Origin of the sequence: Streptomyces sp. NPDC005803 (assembly GCF_040630435.1) — a bacterium.
GTDB lineage: Bacteria > Actinomycetota > Actinomycetes > Streptomycetales > Streptomycetaceae > Streptomyces.
In genome coordinates, this window is record NZ_JBEXXO010000002.1 from 208431 (window position 1) to 228924 (window position 20494).

19 protein-coding genes and 1 tRNA gene are annotated in these 20494 nt (G+C 72.0%); 11 read left to right on the forward strand and 9 right to left on the reverse strand.

The genetic code is table 11. The features are described 5' to 3' along the window. Positions 1–31 precede the first annotated feature (31 nt). The gene (locus tag ABZ454_RS03620) at positions 32–658 is read right to left on the reverse strand and encodes a chorismate mutase (RefSeq protein WP_359535902.1); all 627 of its coding nucleotides are present in this window, start codon (positions 656–658) and stop codon (positions 32–34) included. 162 nt (positions 659–820) lie between these two features. Further along, positions 821–1693: an NAD(P)H-binding protein gene (locus ABZ454_RS03625; protein WP_359535903.1), complete on the reverse strand. Its 873-nt coding sequence runs from the start codon at positions 1691–1693 to the stop codon at positions 821–823. An 89-nt stretch (positions 1694–1782) separates the two neighbouring features. Here ABZ454_RS03625 and ABZ454_RS03630 point away from each other — a divergent pair, with 89 nt between their 5' ends. Continuing rightward, entirely contained in the window at positions 1783–2535 is a 753-nt protein-coding gene (locus tag ABZ454_RS03630; RefSeq protein ID WP_359535904.1) for a TetR/AcrR family transcriptional regulator, read from the forward strand. Between the two features lie 206 nt (positions 2536–2741). On the opposite strand, the gene ABZ454_RS03635 is transcribed toward ABZ454_RS03630, so the two are convergent. Continuing rightward, complete coding sequence (locus ABZ454_RS03635) at positions 2742–3119, reverse strand: MerR family transcriptional regulator (protein ID WP_356322201.1); 378 nt, start codon at positions 3117–3119, stop codon at positions 2742–2744. A gap of 115 nt (positions 3120–3234) precedes the next feature. Here ABZ454_RS03635 and ABZ454_RS03640 point away from each other — a divergent pair, with 115 nt between their 5' ends. After that, positions 3235–4308: an alkene reductase gene (locus tag ABZ454_RS03640; protein WP_359535905.1), complete on the forward strand. Its 1074-nt coding sequence runs from the start codon at positions 3235–3237 to the stop codon at positions 4306–4308. 125 nt (positions 4309–4433) lie between these two features. Here the strand turns inward: ABZ454_RS03640 and ABZ454_RS03645 are convergent, their stop codons facing one another. After that, positions 4434–5696 (reverse strand): MFS transporter, encoded by a 1263-nt coding sequence (locus tag ABZ454_RS03645; RefSeq protein WP_359535906.1) that lies wholly within the window; start codon positions 5694–5696, stop codon positions 4434–4436. Between the two features lie 79 nt (positions 5697–5775). Here ABZ454_RS03645 and ABZ454_RS03650 point away from each other — a divergent pair, with 79 nt between their 5' ends. Next, on the forward strand, positions 5776–6669 hold the full coding sequence (locus ABZ454_RS03650) for a LysR family transcriptional regulator (protein ID WP_356322198.1): 894 nt from the start codon (positions 5776–5778) through the stop codon (positions 6667–6669). A 276-nt stretch (positions 6670–6945) separates the two neighbouring features. Continuing rightward, the gene (locus tag ABZ454_RS03655) at positions 6946–10320 is read left to right on the forward strand and encodes a pyruvate carboxylase (RefSeq protein ID WP_359535907.1); all 3375 of its coding nucleotides are present in this window, start codon (positions 6946–6948) and stop codon (positions 10318–10320) included. A gap of 263 nt (positions 10321–10583) precedes the next feature. Here ABZ454_RS03655 and ABZ454_RS03660 read toward each other — a convergent pair whose 3' ends face one another. Continuing rightward, positions 10584–11381 (reverse strand): alpha/beta hydrolase, encoded by a 798-nt coding sequence (locus tag ABZ454_RS03660; RefSeq protein WP_359535908.1) that lies wholly within the window; start codon positions 11379–11381, stop codon positions 10584–10586. 106 nt (positions 11382–11487) lie between these two features. Next, on the reverse strand, positions 11488–11655 hold the full coding sequence (locus tag ABZ454_RS03665; protein WP_359535909.1) for a hypothetical protein: 168 nt from the start codon (positions 11653–11655) through the stop codon (positions 11488–11490). A gap of 249 nt (positions 11656–11904) precedes the next feature. Here ABZ454_RS03665 and ABZ454_RS03670 point away from each other — a divergent pair, with 249 nt between their 5' ends. The 5 genes from ABZ454_RS03670 (at position 11905) to ABZ454_RS03690 (ending at position 15685) form a co-directional block, all read left to right on the forward strand. Next, a complete protein-coding gene (locus ABZ454_RS03670) occupies positions 11905–12261 on the forward strand; it encodes a MerR family transcriptional regulator (protein ID WP_359535910.1) in 357 nt (118 codons plus the stop codon). 305 nt (positions 12262–12566) lie between these two features. Next, on the forward strand, positions 12567–12818 hold the full coding sequence (locus tag ABZ454_RS03675) for a hypothetical protein (RefSeq protein ID WP_359535911.1): 252 nt from the start codon (positions 12567–12569) through the stop codon (positions 12816–12818). A 75-nt stretch (positions 12819–12893) separates the two neighbouring features. Next, the gene (locus ABZ454_RS03680) at positions 12894–14492 is read left to right on the forward strand and encodes a hypothetical protein (RefSeq protein ID WP_359535912.1); all 1599 of its coding nucleotides are present in this window, start codon (positions 12894–12896) and stop codon (positions 14490–14492) included. Then, positions 14489–15010 (forward strand): GNAT family N-acetyltransferase, encoded by a 522-nt coding sequence (locus ABZ454_RS03685; RefSeq protein WP_359535913.1) that lies wholly within the window; start codon positions 14489–14491, stop codon positions 15008–15010. Before ABZ454_RS03680 ends, ABZ454_RS03685 begins: the two co-directional genes overlap by 4 nt. A gap of 201 nt (positions 15011–15211) precedes the next feature. Further along, entirely contained in the window at positions 15212–15685 is a 474-nt protein-coding gene (locus ABZ454_RS03690; RefSeq protein WP_359535914.1) for a carboxymuconolactone decarboxylase family protein, read from the forward strand. Between the two features lie 196 nt (positions 15686–15881). Here ABZ454_RS03690 and ABZ454_RS03695 read toward each other — a convergent pair whose 3' ends face one another. Then, positions 15882–16982 carry a winged helix DNA-binding domain-containing protein gene (locus ABZ454_RS03695; protein ID WP_359535915.1) on the reverse strand — a complete coding sequence of 367 codons (1101 nt, stop codon included), beginning with the start codon at positions 16980–16982 and terminating at the stop codon, positions 15882–15884. Positions 16983–17327: 345 nt separating this feature from the next. Further along, positions 17328–17912, reverse strand: a complete 585-nt coding sequence (locus tag ABZ454_RS03700; protein WP_359535916.1) for a DinB family protein — start codon at positions 17910–17912, stop codon at positions 17328–17330. 94 nt (positions 17913–18006) lie between these two features. Between ABZ454_RS03700 and ABZ454_RS03705 the strand changes: the two genes are divergently transcribed. Next, positions 18007–19098 carry a WYL domain-containing protein gene (locus tag ABZ454_RS03705; protein WP_359535917.1) on the forward strand — a complete coding sequence of 364 codons (1092 nt, stop codon included), beginning with the start codon at positions 18007–18009 and terminating at the stop codon, positions 19096–19098. A gap of 99 nt (positions 19099–19197) precedes the next feature. Here the strand turns inward: ABZ454_RS03705 and ABZ454_RS03710 are convergent. After that, positions 19198–19271 (reverse strand) — tRNA-Met (locus ABZ454_RS03710). 279 nt (positions 19272–19550) lie between these two features. Between ABZ454_RS03710 and ABZ454_RS03715 the strand changes: the two genes are divergently transcribed. Continuing rightward, positions 19551–20480, forward strand: coding sequence for an LLM class F420-dependent oxidoreductase (locus ABZ454_RS03715; RefSeq protein WP_359535918.1), 930 nt, complete (start codon positions 19551–19553; stop codon positions 20478–20480). The last annotated feature ends 14 nt before the right edge of the window (positions 20481–20494 follow it).

Below are 20494 nucleotides of genomic sequence, written 5' to 3' on the forward strand. Positions count from 1 at the left end.
TCGCCTGACATCTGGCGGTCACGGAACGCCGCTACCCCGAGCGGACCGGGCCCGGCGCGCAAACGGTGCGCAGCGCGTGCGTCAGCGCTGTCGCGTGGAGGCGGTCGAGGTGGCGATGGCGCCGTACGCGCGCCTCGGCGGCGGCCAGTGCGCCATCGCAGGAGGGCGCCGTCCGGGCGGCGGCCGAGTCGGCGATCGCGCGCACGAGTTCGCCGTTGACCCGGTTGATCTCCTCGCGCACCTCGGTGAGGCCGGGGCGGAGCGTCGGCGCCTGGGAGGGATCGGCCTTCCAGCGGTCGTGCAGTGCGCGCTGCACCTGCTTGTTCGCCTCGATCTGCTCCCGGAAGACGCGAACGGTCTCCCCAGGGTCAGCCCCCGCCGCGCGCGCCTGCCGGGCGACCGATTCGAGCACCTGCTGCTCGCGGGCCGGATCGTCGACAGGGCCGCCCGTCCCCCACTTGGCGGCGGCTACGACGTCCGCGGTGGCCAGGCGCCGCACCGAGAGATCGACGAGCGGATGGAGCCGGTCGGGTCCGTTCCGGCTCGCCGCGGCGACGGAAGCCGCCCGCGCCGGCGCTGCTGACGCCTGCGCGCCGGCGAGGAGGGCGGCTGCCGCGACGGCGGTCAGGAGGCGCAAGGGGTACGCGGTCGTCGGCATGGGCGGATCGTAGGGTCGCGCCGCGGCGGCGCCCCCTGCCACGCGCCGAGCGGGCGGGTGCGCTACCCGCACGGCGGTTCGGCTGGTGGGGAGGGGCGCCGCCCGCGAGGGTGCCGGAGTTGTGCGGACCGCCCCGTCAGACCCTTGTCCGCGCTCGGCCCGTCAGTGGCCGGCGCCGGTTCCTGACTGCTCGCGCAGGACCGTGCTCAGGGGAGTCGGTTCACGGCCGATGAGATCGGCCAAGGCCGGGTCGACTGCGGCGAACTCACCAGCGCGGGCGGCGGCGAAGACGCCCAGCAGTTGGCCGGCCACCTCGGTCGGCACGCCCTTGCCCGTCAACTGGTCGTGGAACCGGCCGTCGGGGGTGGTGGTCCTCGTGACGGTGCGGCCCATGATGTCGGTGGCAAGGCGGGCGACATCGTCGAAGGTGAGGGCCTGAGCGGCGGTGAGCGGGGGTGTGGGGCCGTCGAACCGGCCTTCGTCGGCCAGGACGGCGGCGGCCGCTTCGGCGAGATCGGCGTGCGCCGTCCAGCTGACCGGCCCGTCCTCGGGGAGTTCCAGCCGGCCGGAGTCCGCGGCATGGCCGAGGAACTGCACCGCGGCGGCGGCGTGGAAGCCGTTGCGCAGGGCGGTGAACGGCACGCCCGAAGCGCTCAGCGCGCGCTCCGTGGCGGCATGGTCACGGCAGGCCTGGAAGTGCGACGAGGCTGCGGCGCCCATGTGGCTGGTGTAGAGGATGCGGCGGGCACCCGCGGCGACGGCCGCGTCGATGGCGGTTCGGTGGAGCCGCACGGCTTCTTCGCCCATCCGGTCGACGGACACGATGAGGACCTGGGAGGCGCCCTCGAAGGCATGAGCGAGGCCGGCCGCTTCGTCGAAGCTGCCGTGCCGCACCCGGACCCCCTGATCCGCGAACGCCTGCGCCTTTCGCGGGTCCCGGACGCTGACCCCGACCCTGTCCGCCGGCACGCGTACCAGCAGCCTCTCGACGATCTGACGCCCGAGCTGCCCGGTGGCTCCGGTCACGATGATCATGACGCACTCCTCTGCTTGGTTCCAATGGAATCGACTTCACGATAACACCGATACTATCGACGGAACCAACAACCCTGTATCGTTGATACATGCCATCCCGTCCCCTCAGCACCACCACCACCACCGCCGGCTCCGGCACCCCGGCCCCGGATCGCGAGCAGCCGCGGCAGCGGGTCATCGAGGCCGCCGCCGACCTCTTGGCGCGCGAGGGCCGCGACGCGGTCACCACTCGGGCGGTCGCCGTCGCGGCGGGCCTTCAACCACCCGCCATTTACCGGCTGTTCGGCGACAAGGACGGACTGCTCGAAGCGGTGGCCGAGCACGGCTTCACCCAGTTCCTCGCGGCCAAGCACGTCGACCCCGCACCTCTGGATCCCCTCGAGGACCTGCGGGCCGGCTGGGACCTGGCGGTCGAATTCGGTCTGGACAACCCAGCCTTGTACTCGCTGATGTACAGCGAGCCCACGCAGCCGACATCGGCCGCCTTCCAGGCCGGAATGGAGATCCTGAGGGGCCGGATCCGGCGCCTCGCCGTCGGTGGCTGGCTCCGGGTGGACGAGGAACTGGCAACCATGATCATCCATGCCACCGGGCGCGGCGCCGTACTCACCTGGCTCTCCCTGCCGGAAGACCGGCGCGACCCGGCCCTGCTGACCACGCTGCGGGAATCCATGGTCGCCGCCGTGACCCACCAGGAGCCGGCCGTGCGGAGCGCAGGGCCGGCCGGCGCCGCGCGCGCCCTGCGCGCCGCGCTGCCCGATCAGACGACTCTCAGCCCTGCGGAGCAGCAGCTCCTCAGGGAGTGGCTGGATCGTCTCGCGTCCGACAACCGGCAGGCCTGACGGCGTGCCGCCCGCACCCAGCCACTCCCCCGACCCCGCTCATGCCCTCACCAGGATGTACTCCGTACCGGACGACACCTGGCACCTGCAGCCGCAGCTCGTCGCCGACCGGCGGACTCCGGCGCTCGCGACCATCCCCCGCACCCGCGCCTGCCGGTAGCCGACGAGGGCGACGGAGCCGGGCCGTTCGGGGACCGGTTCCGCCGTCAGCCGGCCACGGGATGCACCAGCTGCTCCCGGTGCGCCCGGGCCGTCGCCACCAGTACGTCGAGGGTGTCCCGGGTCCGCACGAGGTCGTCGATGTGCGCGGAGAGCCGCTCGCGCTCCTGGGCCATCCGCTCCAGTGCGGAGTCGGAGTTCTCCCTGCTGGGCGCGTCGACACAGGGCAGCAGCTCGACGATGGTGCGGCTGGACAGACCTGCCGCGTAGAGGCGCTGCACGAACGCGACCCGTTCGACGTCGTCCTGCGTGTAGTGCCGCTGCCCGCTGGGGCTGCGGGTGCTGGTGAGCAGGCGCTGCTCCTCGTAGTAGCGCACGGACCGGACGCTGACCCCGGCCCGTGCCGCGAGTTCCCCGATGCGCACGCGACTCTCCCCACCGTGTCCTGCGTCACAGGACTTGCCTCTGACATCAATGTGAGGTTTTAGCGTAACTGCATGCCCGGGCTTCGGGCACCGCTGAACGCGAAGGAGTCCTGACGTGACATCCCTTTTCACCGGCTACGGTCTCGCCGGTCTGACCCTGCCCAACCGGGTGGTCATGGCCCCGATGACCCGGGTACGGGCCGCGGCCGGCGGTCTGGCGACACCGTCCATGGCCGCCTACTACGCCCAGCGGGCCAGTGCCGGACTGATCGTGAGCGAAGGGGTCCAGCCGAGCGTCATCGGACAGTCCAATCCGGGGACGCCGGGGCTGCACACCGACGAGCAGGTCGCGTCCTGGCGCCCCGTCACCGCCGCCGTCCATGCCAACGGCGGGCGGATCTTCGCCCAGATCATGCACGGCGGCCGCGTCTCGCACCCCGACACCACCGGCATGCAGCCGATCGGGCCCTCGGCCGTCCCCGCTGTCGGTGACGTGTTCACCCCGACCGGGCCCCAGCCCGCCCCGATGCCCCGCGCCCTGGAGACCGGCGAGGTGCCCGACCAGGCACAGTCGTACGCCCGGGCCGCGCGCCGCGCAGTCGACGCCGGCTTCGACGGGGTGGAACTGCACGGCGCCAACGGCTACTTGATCTCGCAGTTCCTCTCGACCAACGCCAATCTGCGCACGGACCGCTACGGCGGCCCGGTCGCCAACCGGATCCGCTTCGCCGTCGAGGCCGCCGCCGCCACCGTCGACGCCGTCGGCGGTGCCAGGACGGGAATCCGCCTCTCGCCGGGCGGGCTGTTCTGGGGAGTGGAAGACAGCGAGACCGTCGAGCTCTACACCGCGCTGCTGACCGAACTGGCCCGCCTCGACGTCTCGTACGTACATCTTGAGGCCACCGTCGAGGAGGAGACGCTCCTCGCGCTGCGCCGCGCGTGGCCGGGCACCCTGATCATCAACCCCACCCTTCCGATGGGGCCCAAGCAGACCGGACGGGACGACGCGGACCACTGGCTCGGGCTGGGTGCCGATCTGATCAGTTTCGGCCGGGCCTTCATCGCCAACCCCGACCTCGTCGAGCGGTTGCGCGTCGGACTGCCGATCGCGCCTGTCGACGAGGCCACGTACTACCAGGGCGGCGATGCCGGTTACCTGACCTACCCGGCCCACCCGTACGCGGCCTGACGCCTCGTCTGCGCCTTTTGGGCGCGCCCGCTCCCGGAGGGCTGTCGGTGCGCGCCGGGAAGGGGCGCAGTACGCCGCGGTGAGCGGGCCGTTCCGCGGCGTACTGCGGGCTTCGGACTCCTGGATCACTGGGCCGCCGTGGCCGATCGCGCGTCGCGGCCTCGGGGGCCCGGGGTCTTCGGCGGGTTTCCCACCGCTCGGCCGACGGTGACGCGTTCCAGGACCCAGAGCACGACGGTGCCGGCCGAGAGAGAGGCGCCCAGGACACACACGCCGGTCCAGCCCTCGCGCACCCAGATCACCGAGGTCAGCGCGGACCCCACCGCACCGCCGACGAAGAACGAGGTCATGAAGGCGGAGTTGATGCGGTTGCGGGCCTCAGGGCGGAGGGCGTAGATGACGTTCTGGGTGCTGTTGAGCACCGCCTGGTGTGCCAGGTCCAGCGCGACGACGCCGATGAGCAGCCAGACGAGGGACCGGGCACCGGCTGCGACGGCCGCCCAGGACGCCAGCAGCAGGACCGTCCCGGCGCCGGTCACCCTCTGGACGTGCCCGCGGTCCGCCAGCCGCCCCGCGACCGTGGCGGCCACCGCGCCCGCGGCGCCGACCAGGCCGAAGAGGCCGATGGCCGACTCCGACCAGCCGTAGGGGGACCGCACCAGCAGGAACGTCAGCGCCGTCCACAGCACGCTGAACGAAGCCATGCTCAGGGCACCGATGCACGAGCGCCACCGCAGCAGTGGCTCGTACCGGAACATCGCCACCGTCGAGCGCAACAGGCCGGGGTAGCTCAGGCCGCCGCCGGACCCGTGGAGCCGGGGCAGGAAGAGGCGCAGCAGGAGGGCCATCAGCGCCATGAGGACCGCGTTCATCCAGTAGACCGTCCGCCAGCCGCCCAGCTCCGACAGCGCTCCGGACGCGGTGCGGGCCAGCAGGAGGCCGAGCAGCAGACCGGTCATCACCGTGCCGACCACCTTGCCGCGTTCGGCCGGGGCCGCCAGGGACACCGCGAACGGCACCACCACCTGCGCCCCCACCGAGGTCAGCGCGGTCAGGGCCGTACCGACCAGCAGCACCGTCGCGTCGGCGGCGGTGGCCGACACCAGCAGGAACACCGCCGTCGCCGCGTAGAGCAGCACCGCCAGCTGTCGGCGTTCCATCAGATCGCCGAGCGGCACCAGCAGGATCAGGCCCAGTGCGTAGCCGCCCTGAGCCACCGTCACCACCAGCGCCGCCGTCGTGGTTCCGAGTCCCAGTTCCCGGCCGATGAGGTCGAGCAGGGGTTGCGCGAAGTAGTTCCCGGCCACCGCCAGGCCCGTGGCCACCGACATGAGCAGGAGCAGCCCCTGCGACAAGCCGCCGCCCGTGTGAGGTCTTGTCTTTGTCATGGCCTCATCGTCGGTGACGGGTGATCAATGAGTCCAACACATGCTGTTCATCGAACCGATCGTGCATCACGATTGATCCATGGACCTGCAGCAGATGCGCTACGTCGTCGCGGTCGCGGAGACGAAGAACTTCACCCGTGCCGCTGAGCAGTGCTCGGTCGTCCAGTCCGCGCTGAGCCATCAGATCGCCCGGCTGGAACGGGAGCTGGGCGCCAGACTGTTCGAGCGGACCAGTCGCCGGGTCCGGCTGACCGCCGCCGGCGAGGCGTTCCTTCCCGCGGCCCGTCAGGCGCTCGACGCCGCCGAACGGGCCCGGGCGGAGGTGGCGGCCGTCGCCGGGGAGATCCGGGGCCGGCTTGCCATCGGAGCCATTCCCACCGTGACGGCGGTCGACCTGCCCGCCGCGCTCAAGCGGTTCCACCTGCGTCATCGAGAGGTGCGCATCAGCCTGCGCGCAGGCGCGAGCGAGGAGCTGGCCGAACGGGTGCGGCAGGGCACGCTGGACGCCGCCTTCCTGGGACTGCCCCCCGGGCCGCGGCCCAAGGGAGTACGCGGCCGGGAGCTGGCACGCGGTCACCTTGTCGCGGTGGTTCCACCGGGTCACCCGCTGGCGGACCAGGGGGAGGCGGACCTGGCGCGGCTGGGGGACGAGCCGTTCGTGGACTTCCCCGAGGGCACGGCCGGGCGGGTGCAGTCGGACGACGCATTCGCCGCTGCGGGCGTGCTTCGCGAGGTCGCCTTCGAGGTGACGGCTCCCGACCCCATGGCCCGTCTGATCCGGCAGGGGCTCGGCATCGGGATGCTGCCCGCCGCCTTCGTCGACGAGTTCCCCGACCTGCCCGTCGTCCGCCTCCGCGACGCGCCGGTACGGGTGGAACACCTGGTCTGGAGCAGCTTCCGGCCCTCCCCCGCCGCGACGGCCTTCCTGTCGATGTTCGGGGTCGGGGAAGCGCCGGAGGCCCGGAACGAGTGACGGGAGTGCGGTGTCCGGGAACATCCGTTCGGGGTCGCCCGCGCGTGTCGGGCCACCGCTCCCGGGTGACGGCGGGCCGAATATCGGCACGTGACGCACGCCATCCGTCGGGCCCGCGATCTCGGGGAAGGTCTCCGGTACGGTGTCGAACGCTCCGGGCCCGGCAACCACGGAGCGCTTCGCCACCGCCATGTGACCACCGGATGCCCGTACGCGCATCCCGTGCGACATCGCCTGTCCCGAGGCCACGCGCCCGTGACACGACTGGGGAGTTTGATGTTCGACAAGGTATTGGTCGCCAACCGCGGAGAGATCGCGATCCGGGCGTTCCGCGCGGCTTTCGAGCTCGGCATCTCCACCGTGGCCGTGTACCCCCACGAGGACCGCAACTCCCTGCACCGCGCCAAGGCCGACGAGGCCTACCGGATCGGGGAGCCGGGGCATCCGGTTCGGGCCTACCTCTCGGTCGACGAGGTGATCAAGGCAGCCCGGAAGGCGGGCGCGGACGCGATCTACCCGGGGTACGGCTTCCTCTCGGAGAATCCGGACCTCGCGGCAGCGTGCCTTGACGCCGGGATCACGTTCGTCGGGCCGCCGGCACCGGTGCTGAACCTGACGGGGAACAAGTCCCGGGCGGTCGCGGCCGCACGGGCGGCCGGCGTTCCGGTGCTGAAGTCGTCCGAGCCGTCCGAGGACGTGGACGCGCTCGTCGCAGCCTCCGAGGACATCGGCTTCCCCGTCTTCGTGAAGGCCGTCGCCGGTGGCGGCGGGCGCGGGATGCGCCGGGTGGCGGAGCCGGGTGAGTTGCGCGAGGCGATCGACGCGGCGATGCGCGAGGCCCGCTCCGCGTTCGGCGACGCGACGGTCTTCCTGGAGCAGGCGGTGATCAACCCCCGCCACATCGAGGTGCAGATCCTCGCCGACGCCGACGGCAATGTCGTCCATCTCTACGAGCGCGACTGCTCGTTGCAGCGCCGCCACCAGAAGGTCGTGGAGATCGCCCCCGCCCCGAACCTGGACCCGGAGCTGCGGGAGCGGATCTGCGCGGACGCGGTCGCCTTCGCCCGCCACATCGGATACGTGAACGCGGGCACCGTCGAGTTCCTCGTCGACGAGCGCGGCAACCACGTGTTCATCGAGATGAATCCGCGCATCCAGGTCGAGCACACCGTCACCGAACAGGTCACCGGACGCGACCTGGTGATCGCGCAGCTGCGCATCGCCGCCGGCATGACGCTGCCCGATCTGCATCTCACGCAGGACGACATCACCCTCAACGGCACCGCGATGCAGTGCCGCATCACGACGGAGGACCCGGCGAACGGGTTCCGGCCCGACACCGGCACCATCTCCGCCTACCGCTCTCCGGGCGGACCCGGCGTACGACTGGACGGCGGCACCGTGCACACCGGGGCCGAGGTGTCCGCGCACTTCGACTCGATGCTCGTCAAACTGACGTGTCACGGGCATGACTTCGCCAACGCCGCCCGCCGTGCGCGGCGGGCGATCGCGGAGTTCCGCATCCGGGGAGTGGCGACGAACCTGCCGTTCCTGGGGGCCGTGCTGGACCAGCCCGACTTCCGGGCAGGGCGCATCACGACCAGCTTCATCGAGGAGCATCCGGAGCTGATCCGCGCCCGCCCGTCGGCCGACCGGGGCAGCCGCATGCTGAGCTATCTCGCCGAGACCACCGTCAACCGGCCGTACGGCCCCCGTCCCTCCGTCATCGACCCCGCCGACAAGCTGCCCGCCCTACCGGCCGGAACACCGCCGGCCGGGTCCCGGCAGCGGCTCGCGGCGATCGGTCCTGAGGCCTTCGCCGCCGAACTGCGGGCCCAGTCGGCCGTCGCCGTCACCGACACCACGTTCCGCGACGCCCATCAGTCGCTGCTGGCCACCCGGGTCCGTACCCGCGACCTGCTGGCCGTCGCCCCGCACGTCGCGCAGACCGTCCCGGAGCTGCTGAGCATCGAGTGCTGGGGCGGGGCCACCTACGACGTGGCGCTGCGGTTCCTGGCCGAGGACCCGTGGGAGCGGCTGGCCAAGCTGCGGGAGGCCGTGCCCAACATCTGTACGCAGATGCTGCTGCGCGGGCGCAACACGGTGGGCTACACGCCCTATCCGACCGAGGTCACCGAGGCGTTCGTCACCGAGGCCGCGTCCACCGGGATGGACATCTTCCGGATCTTCGACGCCCTCAACGACGTCTCCCAGATGCGTCCGGCGATCGATGCCGTCCGTGCCACCGGCACCTCGGTCGCCGAGGTGGCCCTCTGCTACACCGCGGACCTCTCGGACCCCGGCGAGACCCTCTACACCCTGGACTACTACCTGCGTCTGGCCGAGCAGATCGTGGAGGCGGGAGCCCACGTTCTCGCGATCAAGGACATGGCCGGACTGCTCCGCCCGCCGGCCGCCCGCACCCTCGTCACCGCACTGCGCGAACGGTTCGACCTGCCGGTCCACCTGCACACCCACGACACCGCCGGCGGGCAGCTCGGCACGCTGATCGCCGCGATCGACGCCGGAGTGGACGCGGTGGACGCCGCGGTGGCCTCCATGGCCGGAACCACCAGCCAGCCTCCGCTGTCGGCGCTGGTGGCGGCCACGGACCACACCGAGCGCGCGACCGGCCTCTCCCTCCAGGCGGTCGGGGACCTGGAGCCCTACTGGGAGGCGACCCGCAAGGTCTACGCCCCCTTCGAGTCCGGACTCGCCTCGCCGACCGGCCGGATCTACCACCACGAGATCCCCGGCGGGCAGCTGTCGAACCTGCGTCAGCAGGCCATCGCCCTCGGTCTCGGCGACCGCTTCGAACTCATCGAGGACTGCTACGCCGCCGCCGACCGCATGCTCGGCCGGCTGGTGAAGGTGACGCCGTCGTCCAAGGTCGTCGGCGATCTGGCCCTGCATCTGGTGGGGGCGGGGGTCGACGCCTCGGACTTCGAGTCGGACCCCGGCAAGTTCGACGTACCGGATTCCGTGATCGGATTCCTGCGGGGCGAGCTGGGTGACCCGCCCGGCGGCTGGCCGGAGCCCTTCCGTACCCGCGCGCTGCAGAGCCGCCCGGCGAAGGCTCGGACGCCGCACCTGTCGGACGAGGACCGCGAGGCCCTGCGCCGGTCGCCGCGCGCGACGTTGAACCGACTGCTGTTCCCCGGCCCGACCAAGGAGTTCGACGCCCACCGCGAGGCCTACGGGGACACGTCCGTACTGCCGACGCAGGACTTCCTGTACGGCCTGGAGACGGAGACCGAGCACACGGTCACGCTGGACCCCGGAGTCACCCTGCTGATCGAGCTGGAAGCGATCTCCGAGGCCGACGAGCGCGGCTTCCGGAGCGTACTGGCCACCCTGAACGGGCAGTTGCGGCCGGTCTCGGTACGGGACAAGTCCGTCGCGACGGATGTGAAGGCGGCGGAGAAGGCGGATCGCAGCAACGGAGGTCATGTCGCCGCGCCGTTCGCCGGAGTCGTGACGTTGCAGGTGGAGGAGGGCACGGCGGTGTCGGCCGGTCAGACGGTCGCCACCATCGAGGCGATGAAGATGGAGGCCTCGATCACCGCGCAGGCCGCCGGGACGGTACGACGGCTGGCGATCGGCAAGGTGCAGCAGGTCGAGGCCGGTGATCTGCTCATCGAGATCGCCTGACGCTCCTGGCCCGCCCGTACGTGCGCGGGCGGGCCGCCGGACGTCCCTGGTGCTGGACGGGGCGGGTCCGGGTGCGGCCGGGACACCGGTTTGCGCGGTAGGAACGGCAACGAGGCACCCGGCGCGATCAGGAAAGGCGTGCGCGCGCCGGATCCGCAGGGTGTCGCGCCGCCCGCCCGGTGACGTGGAGCGGCGAGGCCGCCGGCGGAAGGCCGACGACCCGCTGCACCGGGAGGGTGCCCCGGGGGGCCGGAGGGCCGTCATCAGGCGGAGGCCCTGCCGAGGAAGTCGAGGAGGAGCGCGGACCATTCCTCGGGGCGTTCAACGAATGGGAGGTGCCCCGTGGAGAGTTCGGCGTACTCGGCCCCCGGGATCGTGTCGGCGAGTTGCCGGTGGTGATAGGGCGTGACGAGCTGGTCGCTCGTGGTGGAGATGATCAGGGTCGGCACGGTGATGGCAGCCAGGTCTTCCCGTACGTCGACGTGGTCGATGAGCAGGTCCAAGTGCTCGAGTGTGCCGGACGGGATCGAGGTCGTGGTGGCCATGAGGGCGGCGGAGAGCTCGTCCTGGCCGATGGCGTCCAAGGCGGGGGCGCTCAGCCCGACCAGGGCCACGAACGCGGCCAGATGTTCGAGGTCGCCCGAGCGGAGCAGGTCGCGCCAGAACCGGGCGGCCAGCAGGAACCGCGGGTTGGGGTGGGCGAAGCCGGCGGTCAGGACGAGCCCGGTGACGCGGTCGGGGTGCCGGGTGGCGGCACGGATGGCGACCGGGCTGCCGAGCGAGTACCCGGCGATGGCGAAGGTGTCCACGTTCTCCTCGACGGCGGTGGCGACCAGGGAGTCGGCCAGGGCGTCCAGGGTGAGGGGGGCTTCGGCGCGGGGGGTGCGACCGGTACCGGGGTAGTCGGGTCCCACGACGGTGTGGTGGGCGGCGAGGTTCGCCATGATGGGGCCGAAGTTGGCGTCGATGCCGCCGCCGGCGCCGTGGGCGAGCAGCAGGCCGGGGCCGGTGCCGCGCACGATGCGGCCAAGGGAGGAAGTGGGCAGAGCAGTTGAGGACATGCGGATTCTCTCCTTCGGGTTCTCAGGGGTTACTGGACGGAGCAGGTCGTCGGGGCGCGAGGTTGACCGCGGCAGTACTGGGCAGCAGTGCCGACGGCGGCGAGCGTCACGAGCCGCCGATCCCCCGCAGGTCGCCGAGCAAGGAGCCGGCGGTGACGGCTCGACCGCCGAGGGGGGAACCGACGGCGACCCCGAGGTTGAACGCGGAGGCACTGATCGCCGTGACCGGAATGGGAGCCTCGGGGCGGACGCCGGTGCGCGGTCCCGCAACCATGGGATCAAGGCGGCGGCGGTGACACCGCGCATGAGCACGGTGGCGGCGGCCGCCCAGCGGATCCGGCTGGTGCGTGTGCAGATGGCCAGCCCAGTGGCGAGGGCGGCAAGGGGCGCGCGCTGCTGCGGCGCGATGACCGCACCGGCGCGGGAGAGACAGCGGTCATCGGGACCGCGCTGTTCGTCGTCATGCGGCCGACGCTAAAGTCTCACACCAATGTGAGAGTCAACGCGGTGAGGTGCAGGTCACATGCGCATAGGAGAGATGGTCCGGCGAACCGGCGTCAGCGAACGGCTGCTGCGCTATTACGAGGAACAGGGCCTGCTCCACCCGACCCGGCTCCCCAGCGGCTACCGCGTCTACAACGAGGCCGACATCGACACGGTGCGGCGCATCCGCAGCCTGCTGGCCGCCGGCCTGTCCACGACGATCATCGCCAGGATCCTGCCGTGCGTTCGCATCGACGGCTCGGCCCTCACCCCCGTGTGCTCCGACACCATCGCCGAGTTGCAGCGAGAGCGCGAACGCCTCACGCACACCATCCACGAACTGCAGACGTCGCGAACCATGCTCGACACCGTCATCGCAGCAGCCCCGGCCACCTGATGGGCGTCCTGGAAGCGCCCCACGTGTGCGCGGGAAACACTCGCCTCAGCCCTTCGCGCAGTTCCTGAACCCACCCGCACTCCTTCAGCTTCACCCGCTGAAGGGGATGCCGGAGCTATGGGCTGCCCGGTAGAACCGAGTTGGGCGACTTCCAGCAGCGTGCTCGACGACAGTCGCGCAGGGCTCCAGCCCTTCGGCAGAATGGAGAAACGGAACGCGCACTGCCGCCGCGGAACCCTCCCCTCCGACACCCCGGCCATCGCATGATTGCCTCACTCTCATCACACGATCCTGAGGGGGGAGCCATGAGGACCCGCACCGTCGTCGCCTCGATCGCCTTGCTCACCGCCGCACTTGCCGCGTGTGGCGCGGCCGAGACCGACAGGCAGGCCGACTGTCAGAAGGCCATCAACGCCACACGCACTTACGGCATCCCCGACCGGCCCGAGGCATGTCAGGATCTCAGTGACGAGGACTACGAGACGCTGCGAGCGGCCTGGGCGAGCAAGAACAGGGGCATCAACCCAGGGAGCGGCGTCGTCCACACGGACAGGTGAACCGGAGGCGGGCAGCAGAGGCTTGGGGGCGATATCCACACGCCACGGGCGCACAGTCCCGGCAGGATGAGGGCTGTGAACCACGTTCTGTGGGGCCTGGCCCGCAATGTCTCCCTGCCGGCCGAACTGGTCGACCGGCTGATCGCGGTCGCGGACGGCGATGTCGCCGCGTGCCTCGCCGGCCGTGCGGACCTCACCCGTGAGCGCGCGCTCGCCTTGGCCGCACACGTGCCGGAGAGCGCCGTCCAGCTCGTCCGGGAGGGCCGGCTGACCGCCGTCGACGTGGATCCCCTGGCCCAACCCGATGCCGCCCTGGCCCTGCTCGAGGAGGGGGCCGGCACCGCGGCATGGGCCCGCGCCTTCGCGGCCGACCCCGCCGTCGAACGCCGGGAGAAGCTGGCCGCCTGCCCCGGACTCCCGGCCGACGTGGTGGAGGCGCTGGCCGCGGACCCGGACGCGCGGGTGGTCGCCGAGCTCGCACTGTGGGCGACGCCTGAAGTCGCCACCGGGCTGGCGGGGCATCCGCACGCCGAGGTGCGCCGCGCCGTGGCGGACAACCCCAGGACGCCCGCCGCCGTGCTGGCCGCGCTGGTCACCGGTGCGGGGCTGCCTCCCGCGCGGCAGTGCCTGGTCTGTGAGAGGGAGCAGACACCGTTCGTGCACGACCGGCGGTGCGGGAGGCTCGACTGCGAGCTGCCACCCGGAGCGTCGTGCGACGGCTCCCACGAATCCACCGTGCGCGACACGTATCGGGCGGCGCTCCACAACCCTGCCACGCCCACCGACGCCGTCATCCCCTTCTCCGGGCACCCGTCGGCCCTGCTGCGCTGGGCCCTTGCCTCCCGCCGCGACCTCACGCCGGAGGTGAGCAGGCAGCTCGCCGAGGATCCGGTTCCGGGGATACGCGCGGACCTCGCCGAGAATGGCTCGGCCGACGAGACCGTGATCCGCACCCTGGCAGGCGACCGCGACCACGACGTACGGCGCGGCCTCGCCCACAACCCGCACGTGCCTCTCGACGTACTCATCGACCTGTCGCGCACCACCCGGGTCGGTCCTACGCTGCTGCCGCGCATCGCCTCCGCGTCCCTCGCCGAGGTCGAGGAACTGGCCGGGTCACCGGTCCCCGCCGCACGGATGCTTCTGGCCCTGCGCCGCGATCTGCCCCCCGGCATCCGCGACGCGCTCGCCGCCGACCCCGACGCGAAAGTGGTCAAGGCCATCGCTCCGCACCCGGGCCTCCACGACGTCCAGCTGCGCGCCATGATCGAACGTCACGGGGCCCAGGTCGCGGCCAGGGTGGCGACCAACCCGGACGCGACACCGGCGCTGCTGGACCGCCTGGCCCGAGCCGAGACACCGGTGAAGAAGGCTCTGCGCGCGATCGCCCGGCATCCCCGCGCGCCCGCTGCGGCGTTGCTCGCGTGCTTGTCGGACGAGAAGGCGCGGGAGGCGGCCGCCGGGCATCCGGCACTTCCTCCGCACGTCGTGATCGACCTGCTCACCGGCCTTGACCGGCAGGTGGCGGAGGCGGCGGCCGCCAATCCCTCGCTCCCGCCTGCTGTGATGGGGGACCTGGTGCCCCCGGCGAGGGAGGGCCGCCACCGGACAAGCGGCGGGGCGGAGCGAGTTGCGGACCACCGTCCGCCCACCGAAGGGGAACGATCGACATGACCGCTCGGGTTGATCTGCGTCAGCTGGACGAGGAAGCCCTCCAGTCGCTACTCACGGTGGCGGTCGGGGACGCCGCCCCGACCGAGGTCATGCCTCCGGTGGCCGGACCGCCGGGCTGGACGGCGGACCGGCGCGCGGCCTTCCTGGCGTGGCACCGGGCCCGCCGGACAGGGCTCGGGGGTCCCCTTCGCGAGAGCACCTACGCGATCGTCCACGGAGGCCGGATCGTAGGGTCCGCGCGGCTGGCCCGCCACGACGGGCCGTACGTCCTGGAAACGGGTATGTGGCTCGGCCGTTCCTCGCGCGGAGTCGGCATCGGAACCCTCGCCCTGCGCGAGGTTCTGGCCGAGGCCGCGAACGCCGGTGCCCATGCCGTGATCGCCGAGACCACGGCCGACAACACCGGCGCACTCGCCGCCCTGCGACACAACGGCGCACACCTCACAGCAGCCCCAGGCAGCCCGCACGTCCATGCGCGGTGGGAACCGCGACAAGCGCAGCGGGGGCGCATGCCCTGACCCGCAACCGTGCGTCGGGGCTCAGGACCCCAGGGACTCAGCGAAGCGATGAGGAGAGGTGTCACCGCCCCGCGTGTTGCAGGCCCGCGCGCGACCGGCCCGGTGTGCAAGGGGGAGACACACGTCACAGACGCCCGTGTCACATTCCGCCGAGCCGACCCGTCACAGAGGTGTATCCGCTACTTTCGCAAGGAGCACACCATGGAAGCACGCCTGAACCTCTTCGCCGACCCGAACGCGGCCAAGTCCTTGAAGCACCTCGTCGCCGCCGGCAAGGCCTTCACCGACTCGACCCTGCCGGCCGCGACCGCGGAGCTGGTAAGGCTCCGCGCGAGTCAGATCAACGGCTGCGGCTTCTGCACCGACATGCACACCAAGGACGCCACGCACGCCGGGGAGACCGCGACCCGCCTCAACCTCGTCGCGGCCTGGCGGGAGGCGACGGTGTTCACCGACGCCGAGCGCGCCGCGCTGGAGCTGGCGGAGCAGGGCACCCGCATCGCGGACGCGGCCGGAGGTGTCACGGACGAGGCGTGGGCGAACGCCGCCAAGTACTACGACGAGGAGCAACTCGTCGCGCTGGTAGCGACCATCGCCCTCATCAACGCCTTCAACCGGCTCAACGTCATCGTGCAGCAGCCCGCGGGCGACTACCAGCCCGGCCAGTTCGGATAGTCCGCTGCCCCGGACCGGCGAGGACCGGCCCACTGGGGCTGCCGGTGCCGTCGGGCACCGGCAGCCCCAGGGTGCCTGGGCGCTGCTCACCGTAACGAACCACCGACGGAACGCGGCGCAGCGCACGAGGCACCGATCGGACGCGCAGGCTCGGCGCGCCCCTCCGCGCGCCGGTCACCACTTCGGCAGGCGGTCCTCAACGAGGAGAGTCTGCGATCTCGACGCGTCGGTCGTCGTCTTCGGAGAGGAATGCCGCGAGCGCCCGCCCCTGCTCGGCGATAGCGGTGCTCTCGGTCCGGGAGAAGCCGCGCAGCGGAGTGACGGTCACCGTACCGGCCTCAACGCTCCAGGTCGCGGCGACCCGGCCGTCGACGAGGACGACGCGAGCACCGGCGACCGACAGGCCGCGGTATGCGTCGTCGATGATCCGGGTGCGGTCCTGGTAGCCGAGGATCGCGTTGTCGAACGCGGGCAGGAAACGTACCGGGGCGGGTGCGTCGGGATCGGGACGCGGGGCACCCGGCAGGTCCAGCAGTTCACGGCCCCGCTCGTCGCGGAAGGTGACCAGTTCCTCGCGGATCGCGGCGATCGCGGCCGGCAGCCCGGCGAGGCCGCACCAGGCTCGCAGGTCGGCCGAGGCAGCGGGCCCGAAGGCGGCCAGATAGCGTCGCACCAGCGTTTCGCCGACAGGGTCGGCGCCGTCCGTGGCCGGTGGGTCGATCTCGCGGCTCAGCCACGAGGCCATCGGAAGGTTGCGCACCCCTCCTTTCGTTCGCCAGAGTCCGCGCGGCGGCAGCTGCACCATCGGAACGAGTGCGGCGACCAGCATCTCGCCCAGCGCCCGCGGTCCCGGTGCCGGCCAGCGGTCGGCGAGCTCGCGTGCGAGTTGGGCCATCGAGCGCGGCTCACCGTCGGACATGACCGCCCGGCCTGCCGCGGCGAGTTCTTCGAGGTCCACCCCCTCGAGTTCACGGCGGTACGTTCCGCGTACGCGTTGCCGCAGCATGGCATCGTGGCGGGCGCGCCAGGCGAGAGCGTCCTCGGAGGTGACGAGGTGAACGGTGCGACGCATGAGGTGCGTGCGGACCAGAAGCCGCTGGGTCAGGAGGTCCGAGAGGCTCGCCGGGTCGAAGGAGCGCAGTCGTGACCAGAGCCCGACGAACGGTTCCTGCGGTTCCTGTGCCTGCAGACCGCCGAGGTGCGCGACGGCATCGAGTGCCGGCACGTCCGCGCGGTCGAGGAGCAGTTGCCGGGCGAGCGTCGCGCGATTGAGTGCCCGGGGGCCGAGAACGGTCATCACCGAACACCGGAATGCGCTCGTCGTCCGGTCGTCGGCGCGGCTGCGCGCGCTCGGAGACCGGTGCCCCGGCAGCCACCTGAAACCTGACTGCCGGTCCGGTGGCTTTCGCCCTCCCGCCTGGAGGGCGGGGTGCCCGGAGCGTGCGGGTCGACCTTCTGCTGCACAGTGATTCCGTTCTGCTCGGCTGGTTGCATGACCGCCGGTCGCGGGCCGGGAGCGTGGTTCCGGCCCGCGGCGGTCGTGGGCACGTGACGCGGTTGCGTACGGCTCGTCGCGCGGCGGGAGCGTGATTCCGTCCACGGCGGTCACGCGACGGACCGCACCGGCCGGGAGCGCGTTCGGTCAGGTGGCCGTCCGGCCGTCGATCGTCTCGCGCAGGATGTCCGCGTGCCCGGCGTGCTGGGCGGTTTCGGCAACCACGTGCAGGACGACCTGACGGACACTGCGCATCGCACCCTGTTCGTGCCACGGTGCCTCCGGCAGCGGGTGGGCCGCCGACAGGTCGGGAAGGGCGGCGAGGGTCTCCTCGGTCCTGGCGGCCACCTGCTCGTAGCGGGCGACGACCCCGGCGAGGGTCTCGCCGGGCAGCATCCGGAACTCGTTCCCGTGGTCGATCATCCACTGCGGGATCTCCCGGGCGGTCCCGGCCGCGAGGTCGGCCCAGGTGACCCCTTCGGGCAGGTCGTGGCTCATCGCCGACGGGCCCGAGACCGCGAAGCGCAACCAGCCCTCCTCGGTGGAGGCGACGTGCTTGATCAACCCGCCCAGGCACAGCGCGCTGGCGGTCGGGGTCTCCCCCGCCTGTTCGTCGTCGAGTCCGTGGGTCGTGGCGATCAGGGCCGCTCGCGCGGTCGCGAGCGCGGCAAGGAGGTCGGTGCGCTCCGCGTCGTCGGCCGAGCGGGGCGGGGTGGGGGCGTTCATCGTCATCAGGCCCTTCCGGTGGTGCTCGTCGTTGGGTACGGGACAACAGTGGCAGGGGTAGCGGTCAGGGTCTGTCCGCTACCGCGGGCAGTCTGGAGTCATGCCGAAGACATCAGCGCGACTGCTGTCGCTGCTCTCCCTGCTCCAGGCCCGCCGGGACTGGCCGGGCGGGCTGCTGGCCGAGCGACTGGACGTCAGTCCCCGGACCGTCCGCCGCGATGTCGATCGGCTCCGCGAGCTGGGCTATCCCGTACTCGCCTTCAAGGGGCCCGACGGCGGCTACCGGCTCGACGCGGGTGCCGACTTGCCGCCGTTGCTGTTCGACGACGAGCAGGCGGTCGCCCTGGCCGTCGCACTTCGGACCGCCACCACCACGGGCGCCGGGATCGAGGACGCCGCGGCCCGTGCGCTGAACACCGTCCGTCAGGTCATGCCCGCCCGGCTGCGCCACCGGGTCGACGCCCTCCACGTCACGGCCGTCGAGCGGCCGGAGACCCGGACCGGCCCTTCGGCGGACAGCAACGTCCTCATGACGCTCAGCGCGGCCGTGCACGCCCACGACGTACTGCGCTTCGACTACGCCGCGGGCTCCGCGCACGCGGGTTCTGCACGCACGGTCGACGACACCACCGCGCTGCCACCCCGTCAGGTTCAGCCCCACCACCTCGTGACCTGGGGCGGGCGCTGGTACCTCGTCGCCTGGGACCTCGACCGCGAGGACTGGCGCACCTTCCGCGTCGATCGGATCACCCCGCGCACCCCCACCGGGCCCCGCTTCACGCCACGCGATCTGCCCGGTGGTGACGTCGCCGCCTTCGTCGCAGGCCGGTTCCGGGGCGCCGCCGGTGCCGGCGAGTGGCCCTGCCGCGGCGAGGTGATCCTCGGCCTTCCCGCGGCGGCCGTCTCTCCCTACGCCAGGGACGGAGTGGTCGAGGAGCTCGGCCCGGACCGCTGCCGACTCGTCCTGGGCTCATGGTCGTGGCCCGCTCTGGCCGCCACCTTCGGCAGCTTCGACGCCGAGATGACGGTCATCGGCCCACCCGAGCTGAAGGACGCCTTCGCACACCTGGCCCGCCGGTATGCGGCTGCCGCGGCCGGCCGGCGGGACCGGAGTTCCTGGGTACCTTCCGACACATCGCGCACATCGAGCCGCCGTGCCAGGGTCTCGGGCGGAACCTTGAGGAAGGAGTGAGTGGTTCTCTGCGGGGCCGGCCGCTCCCGTGCCGGTGTCCAAGGACGGGTTCACAAGGGTCAGGGCCCGGAACCTGACGGTTCCGGGCCCTGACTGAAGTAGCGGGGACAGGATTTGAACCTGCGACCTCTGGGTTATGAGCCCAGCGAGCTACCGAGCTGCTCCACCCCGCGTCGTTGTGCTCCCCACCGTATGCCATTCCAGCGGTCCTCGTGACCACTTCCCCGTGCGGGTGCGGTGTGACCTGCCGTCCGGGGCCTCGCCCCGAAAGCCGTGGCGCGCGCCGCTTCGACCGGAACCCGGGTCGCTGCGGCTGGGGCATGAATGCCTGGACGACCCCTACCGAACCGTCCGCCCGCGCGCCGGGCCGGCTGCGGGCGCGGCCGGTCGATTCCGCAACGTGCGTCCGACGTAAGGTAGTTGCCGGGGAAAACTATGCAGAGGGAGCAGGTATGCCGGTCGCGCTCGGTCTTGGTCTGCCGCAGATGAAGCAGTACGACATCGGTCGCGATGTCGCCGTCGTGGCGCGCGCCGCGGAGGCCATCGGATACGAGAGTCTGTGGGTGTTCGAACGGGTGCTCTTCCCCGAGCCCGCGACCCAGGGGCTTTACGGCGTTCCGGGGCTCGCCTGGCCCGACCATTACCGCAGTGTCGCCGATCCGCTGGTCACGCTGACGTTGGCCGCCGCGGCCACCGAGCGGACCCGGCTCGGCACGAGTGTGCTCGTCGCCCCGTTGCACGTTCCCTTCCAGCTCGCCCGGTCGCTCGCGTCGCTCGACGCCGCCAGTGGCGGCCGTGTGATCGCCGGCCTGGGCACGGGGTGGTCCCTGGACGAGTACGCGGCCGCATCCGTCGCGCCTTATGAGAAGCGCGGCGCGGTCCTGGACGAGCTGCTCGACGTGTGCGCGGCCGTCTGGGGGCCGGACCCCGTCTCGTACAAGGGCGAACTGACCACGATCGCACCGTCCGAGGTGGGGCCCAAGCCCGCGCGTCCCCTCCCCGTCTACCTGCCGGCCAACAGTCCCCGGGCCACCCGCCGCCTGGTCGACCGGGCCGACGGCTGGATGCCCGTGGCGCTGGGTCCCTCGCAGCTGTCCGAGCAATGGCAGCGGGTGAGGGAGGCAGCCGCCGAACGTGGGCGCGAGCGTCCGATCGGCGTCTGCGCCCGTGCCAACGCACGCTACAGCGCGGTACCTCTGCCGGTCAGAGGCCGGAAGCCCTTCCACGGCGATGTCGCGCAGATCGTCGAGGATCTCGTCGCGCACGCTGCCACGGGGGTCCCGGAGATCATGCTCGACCTCCAGGGCACGCTCCGCGACGCGTCGGAACTCGTCGACGTGGCGACCGAGGTGTACGAGGCGGCACGGGCAGCCGGGGTGTGAGGAGAAGTGGTCAC

What these genes read in the sequence shown, in the direction of transcription:
- ABZ454_RS03620 (WP_359535902.1), bottom strand. Translation starts at nt 658, where the DNA reads ATGCCGACGACCGCGTACCCCTTGCGCCTCCTGACCGCCGTCGCGGCA.
- ABZ454_RS03625 (WP_359535903.1), bottom strand. Translation starts at nt 1,693, where the DNA reads ATGATCATCGTGACCGGAGCCACCGGGCAGCTCGGGCGTCAGATCGTC.
- ABZ454_RS03630 (WP_359535904.1), top strand. Translation starts at nt 1,783, where the DNA reads ATGCCATCCCGTCCCCTCAGCACCACCACCACCACCGCCGGCTCCGGC.
- ABZ454_RS03645 (WP_359535906.1), bottom strand. Translation starts at nt 5,696, where the DNA reads ATGACAAAGACAAGACCTCACACGGGCGGCGGCTTGTCGCAGGGGCTG.
- ABZ454_RS03650 (WP_356322198.1), top strand. Translation starts at nt 5,776, where the DNA reads ATGGACCTGCAGCAGATGCGCTACGTCGTCGCGGTCGCGGAGACGAAG.
- ABZ454_RS03655 (WP_359535907.1), top strand. Translation starts at nt 6,946, where the DNA reads ATGTTCGACAAGGTATTGGTCGCCAACCGCGGAGAGATCGCGATCCGG.
- ABZ454_RS03660 (WP_359535908.1), bottom strand. Translation starts at nt 11,381, where the DNA reads ATGTCCTCAACTGCTCTGCCCACTTCCTCCCTTGGCCGCATCGTGCGC.
- ABZ454_RS03665 (WP_359535909.1), bottom strand. Translation starts at nt 11,655, where the DNA reads ATGGTTGCGGGACCGCGCACCGGCGTCCGCCCCGAGGCTCCCATTCCG.
- ABZ454_RS03670 (WP_359535910.1), top strand. Translation starts at nt 11,905, where the DNA reads ATGCGCATAGGAGAGATGGTCCGGCGAACCGGCGTCAGCGAACGGCTG.
- ABZ454_RS03675 (WP_359535911.1), top strand. Translation starts at nt 12,567, where the DNA reads ATGAGGACCCGCACCGTCGTCGCCTCGATCGCCTTGCTCACCGCCGCA.
- ABZ454_RS03685 (WP_359535913.1), top strand. Translation starts at nt 14,489, where the DNA reads ATGACCGCTCGGGTTGATCTGCGTCAGCTGGACGAGGAAGCCCTCCAG.
- ABZ454_RS03690 (WP_359535914.1), top strand. Translation starts at nt 15,212, where the DNA reads ATGGAAGCACGCCTGAACCTCTTCGCCGACCCGAACGCGGCCAAGTCC.
- ABZ454_RS03695 (WP_359535915.1), bottom strand. Translation starts at nt 16,982, where the DNA reads ATGACCGTTCTCGGCCCCCGGGCACTCAATCGCGCGACGCTCGCCCGG.
- ABZ454_RS03700 (WP_359535916.1), bottom strand. Translation starts at nt 17,912, where the DNA reads ATGACGATGAACGCCCCCACCCCGCCCCGCTCGGCCGACGACGCGGAG.
- ABZ454_RS03705 (WP_359535917.1), top strand. Translation starts at nt 18,007, where the DNA reads ATGCCGAAGACATCAGCGCGACTGCTGTCGCTGCTCTCCCTGCTCCAG.
- ABZ454_RS03715 (WP_359535918.1), top strand. Translation starts at nt 19,551, where the DNA reads ATGCCGGTCGCGCTCGGTCTTGGTCTGCCGCAGATGAAGCAGTACGAC.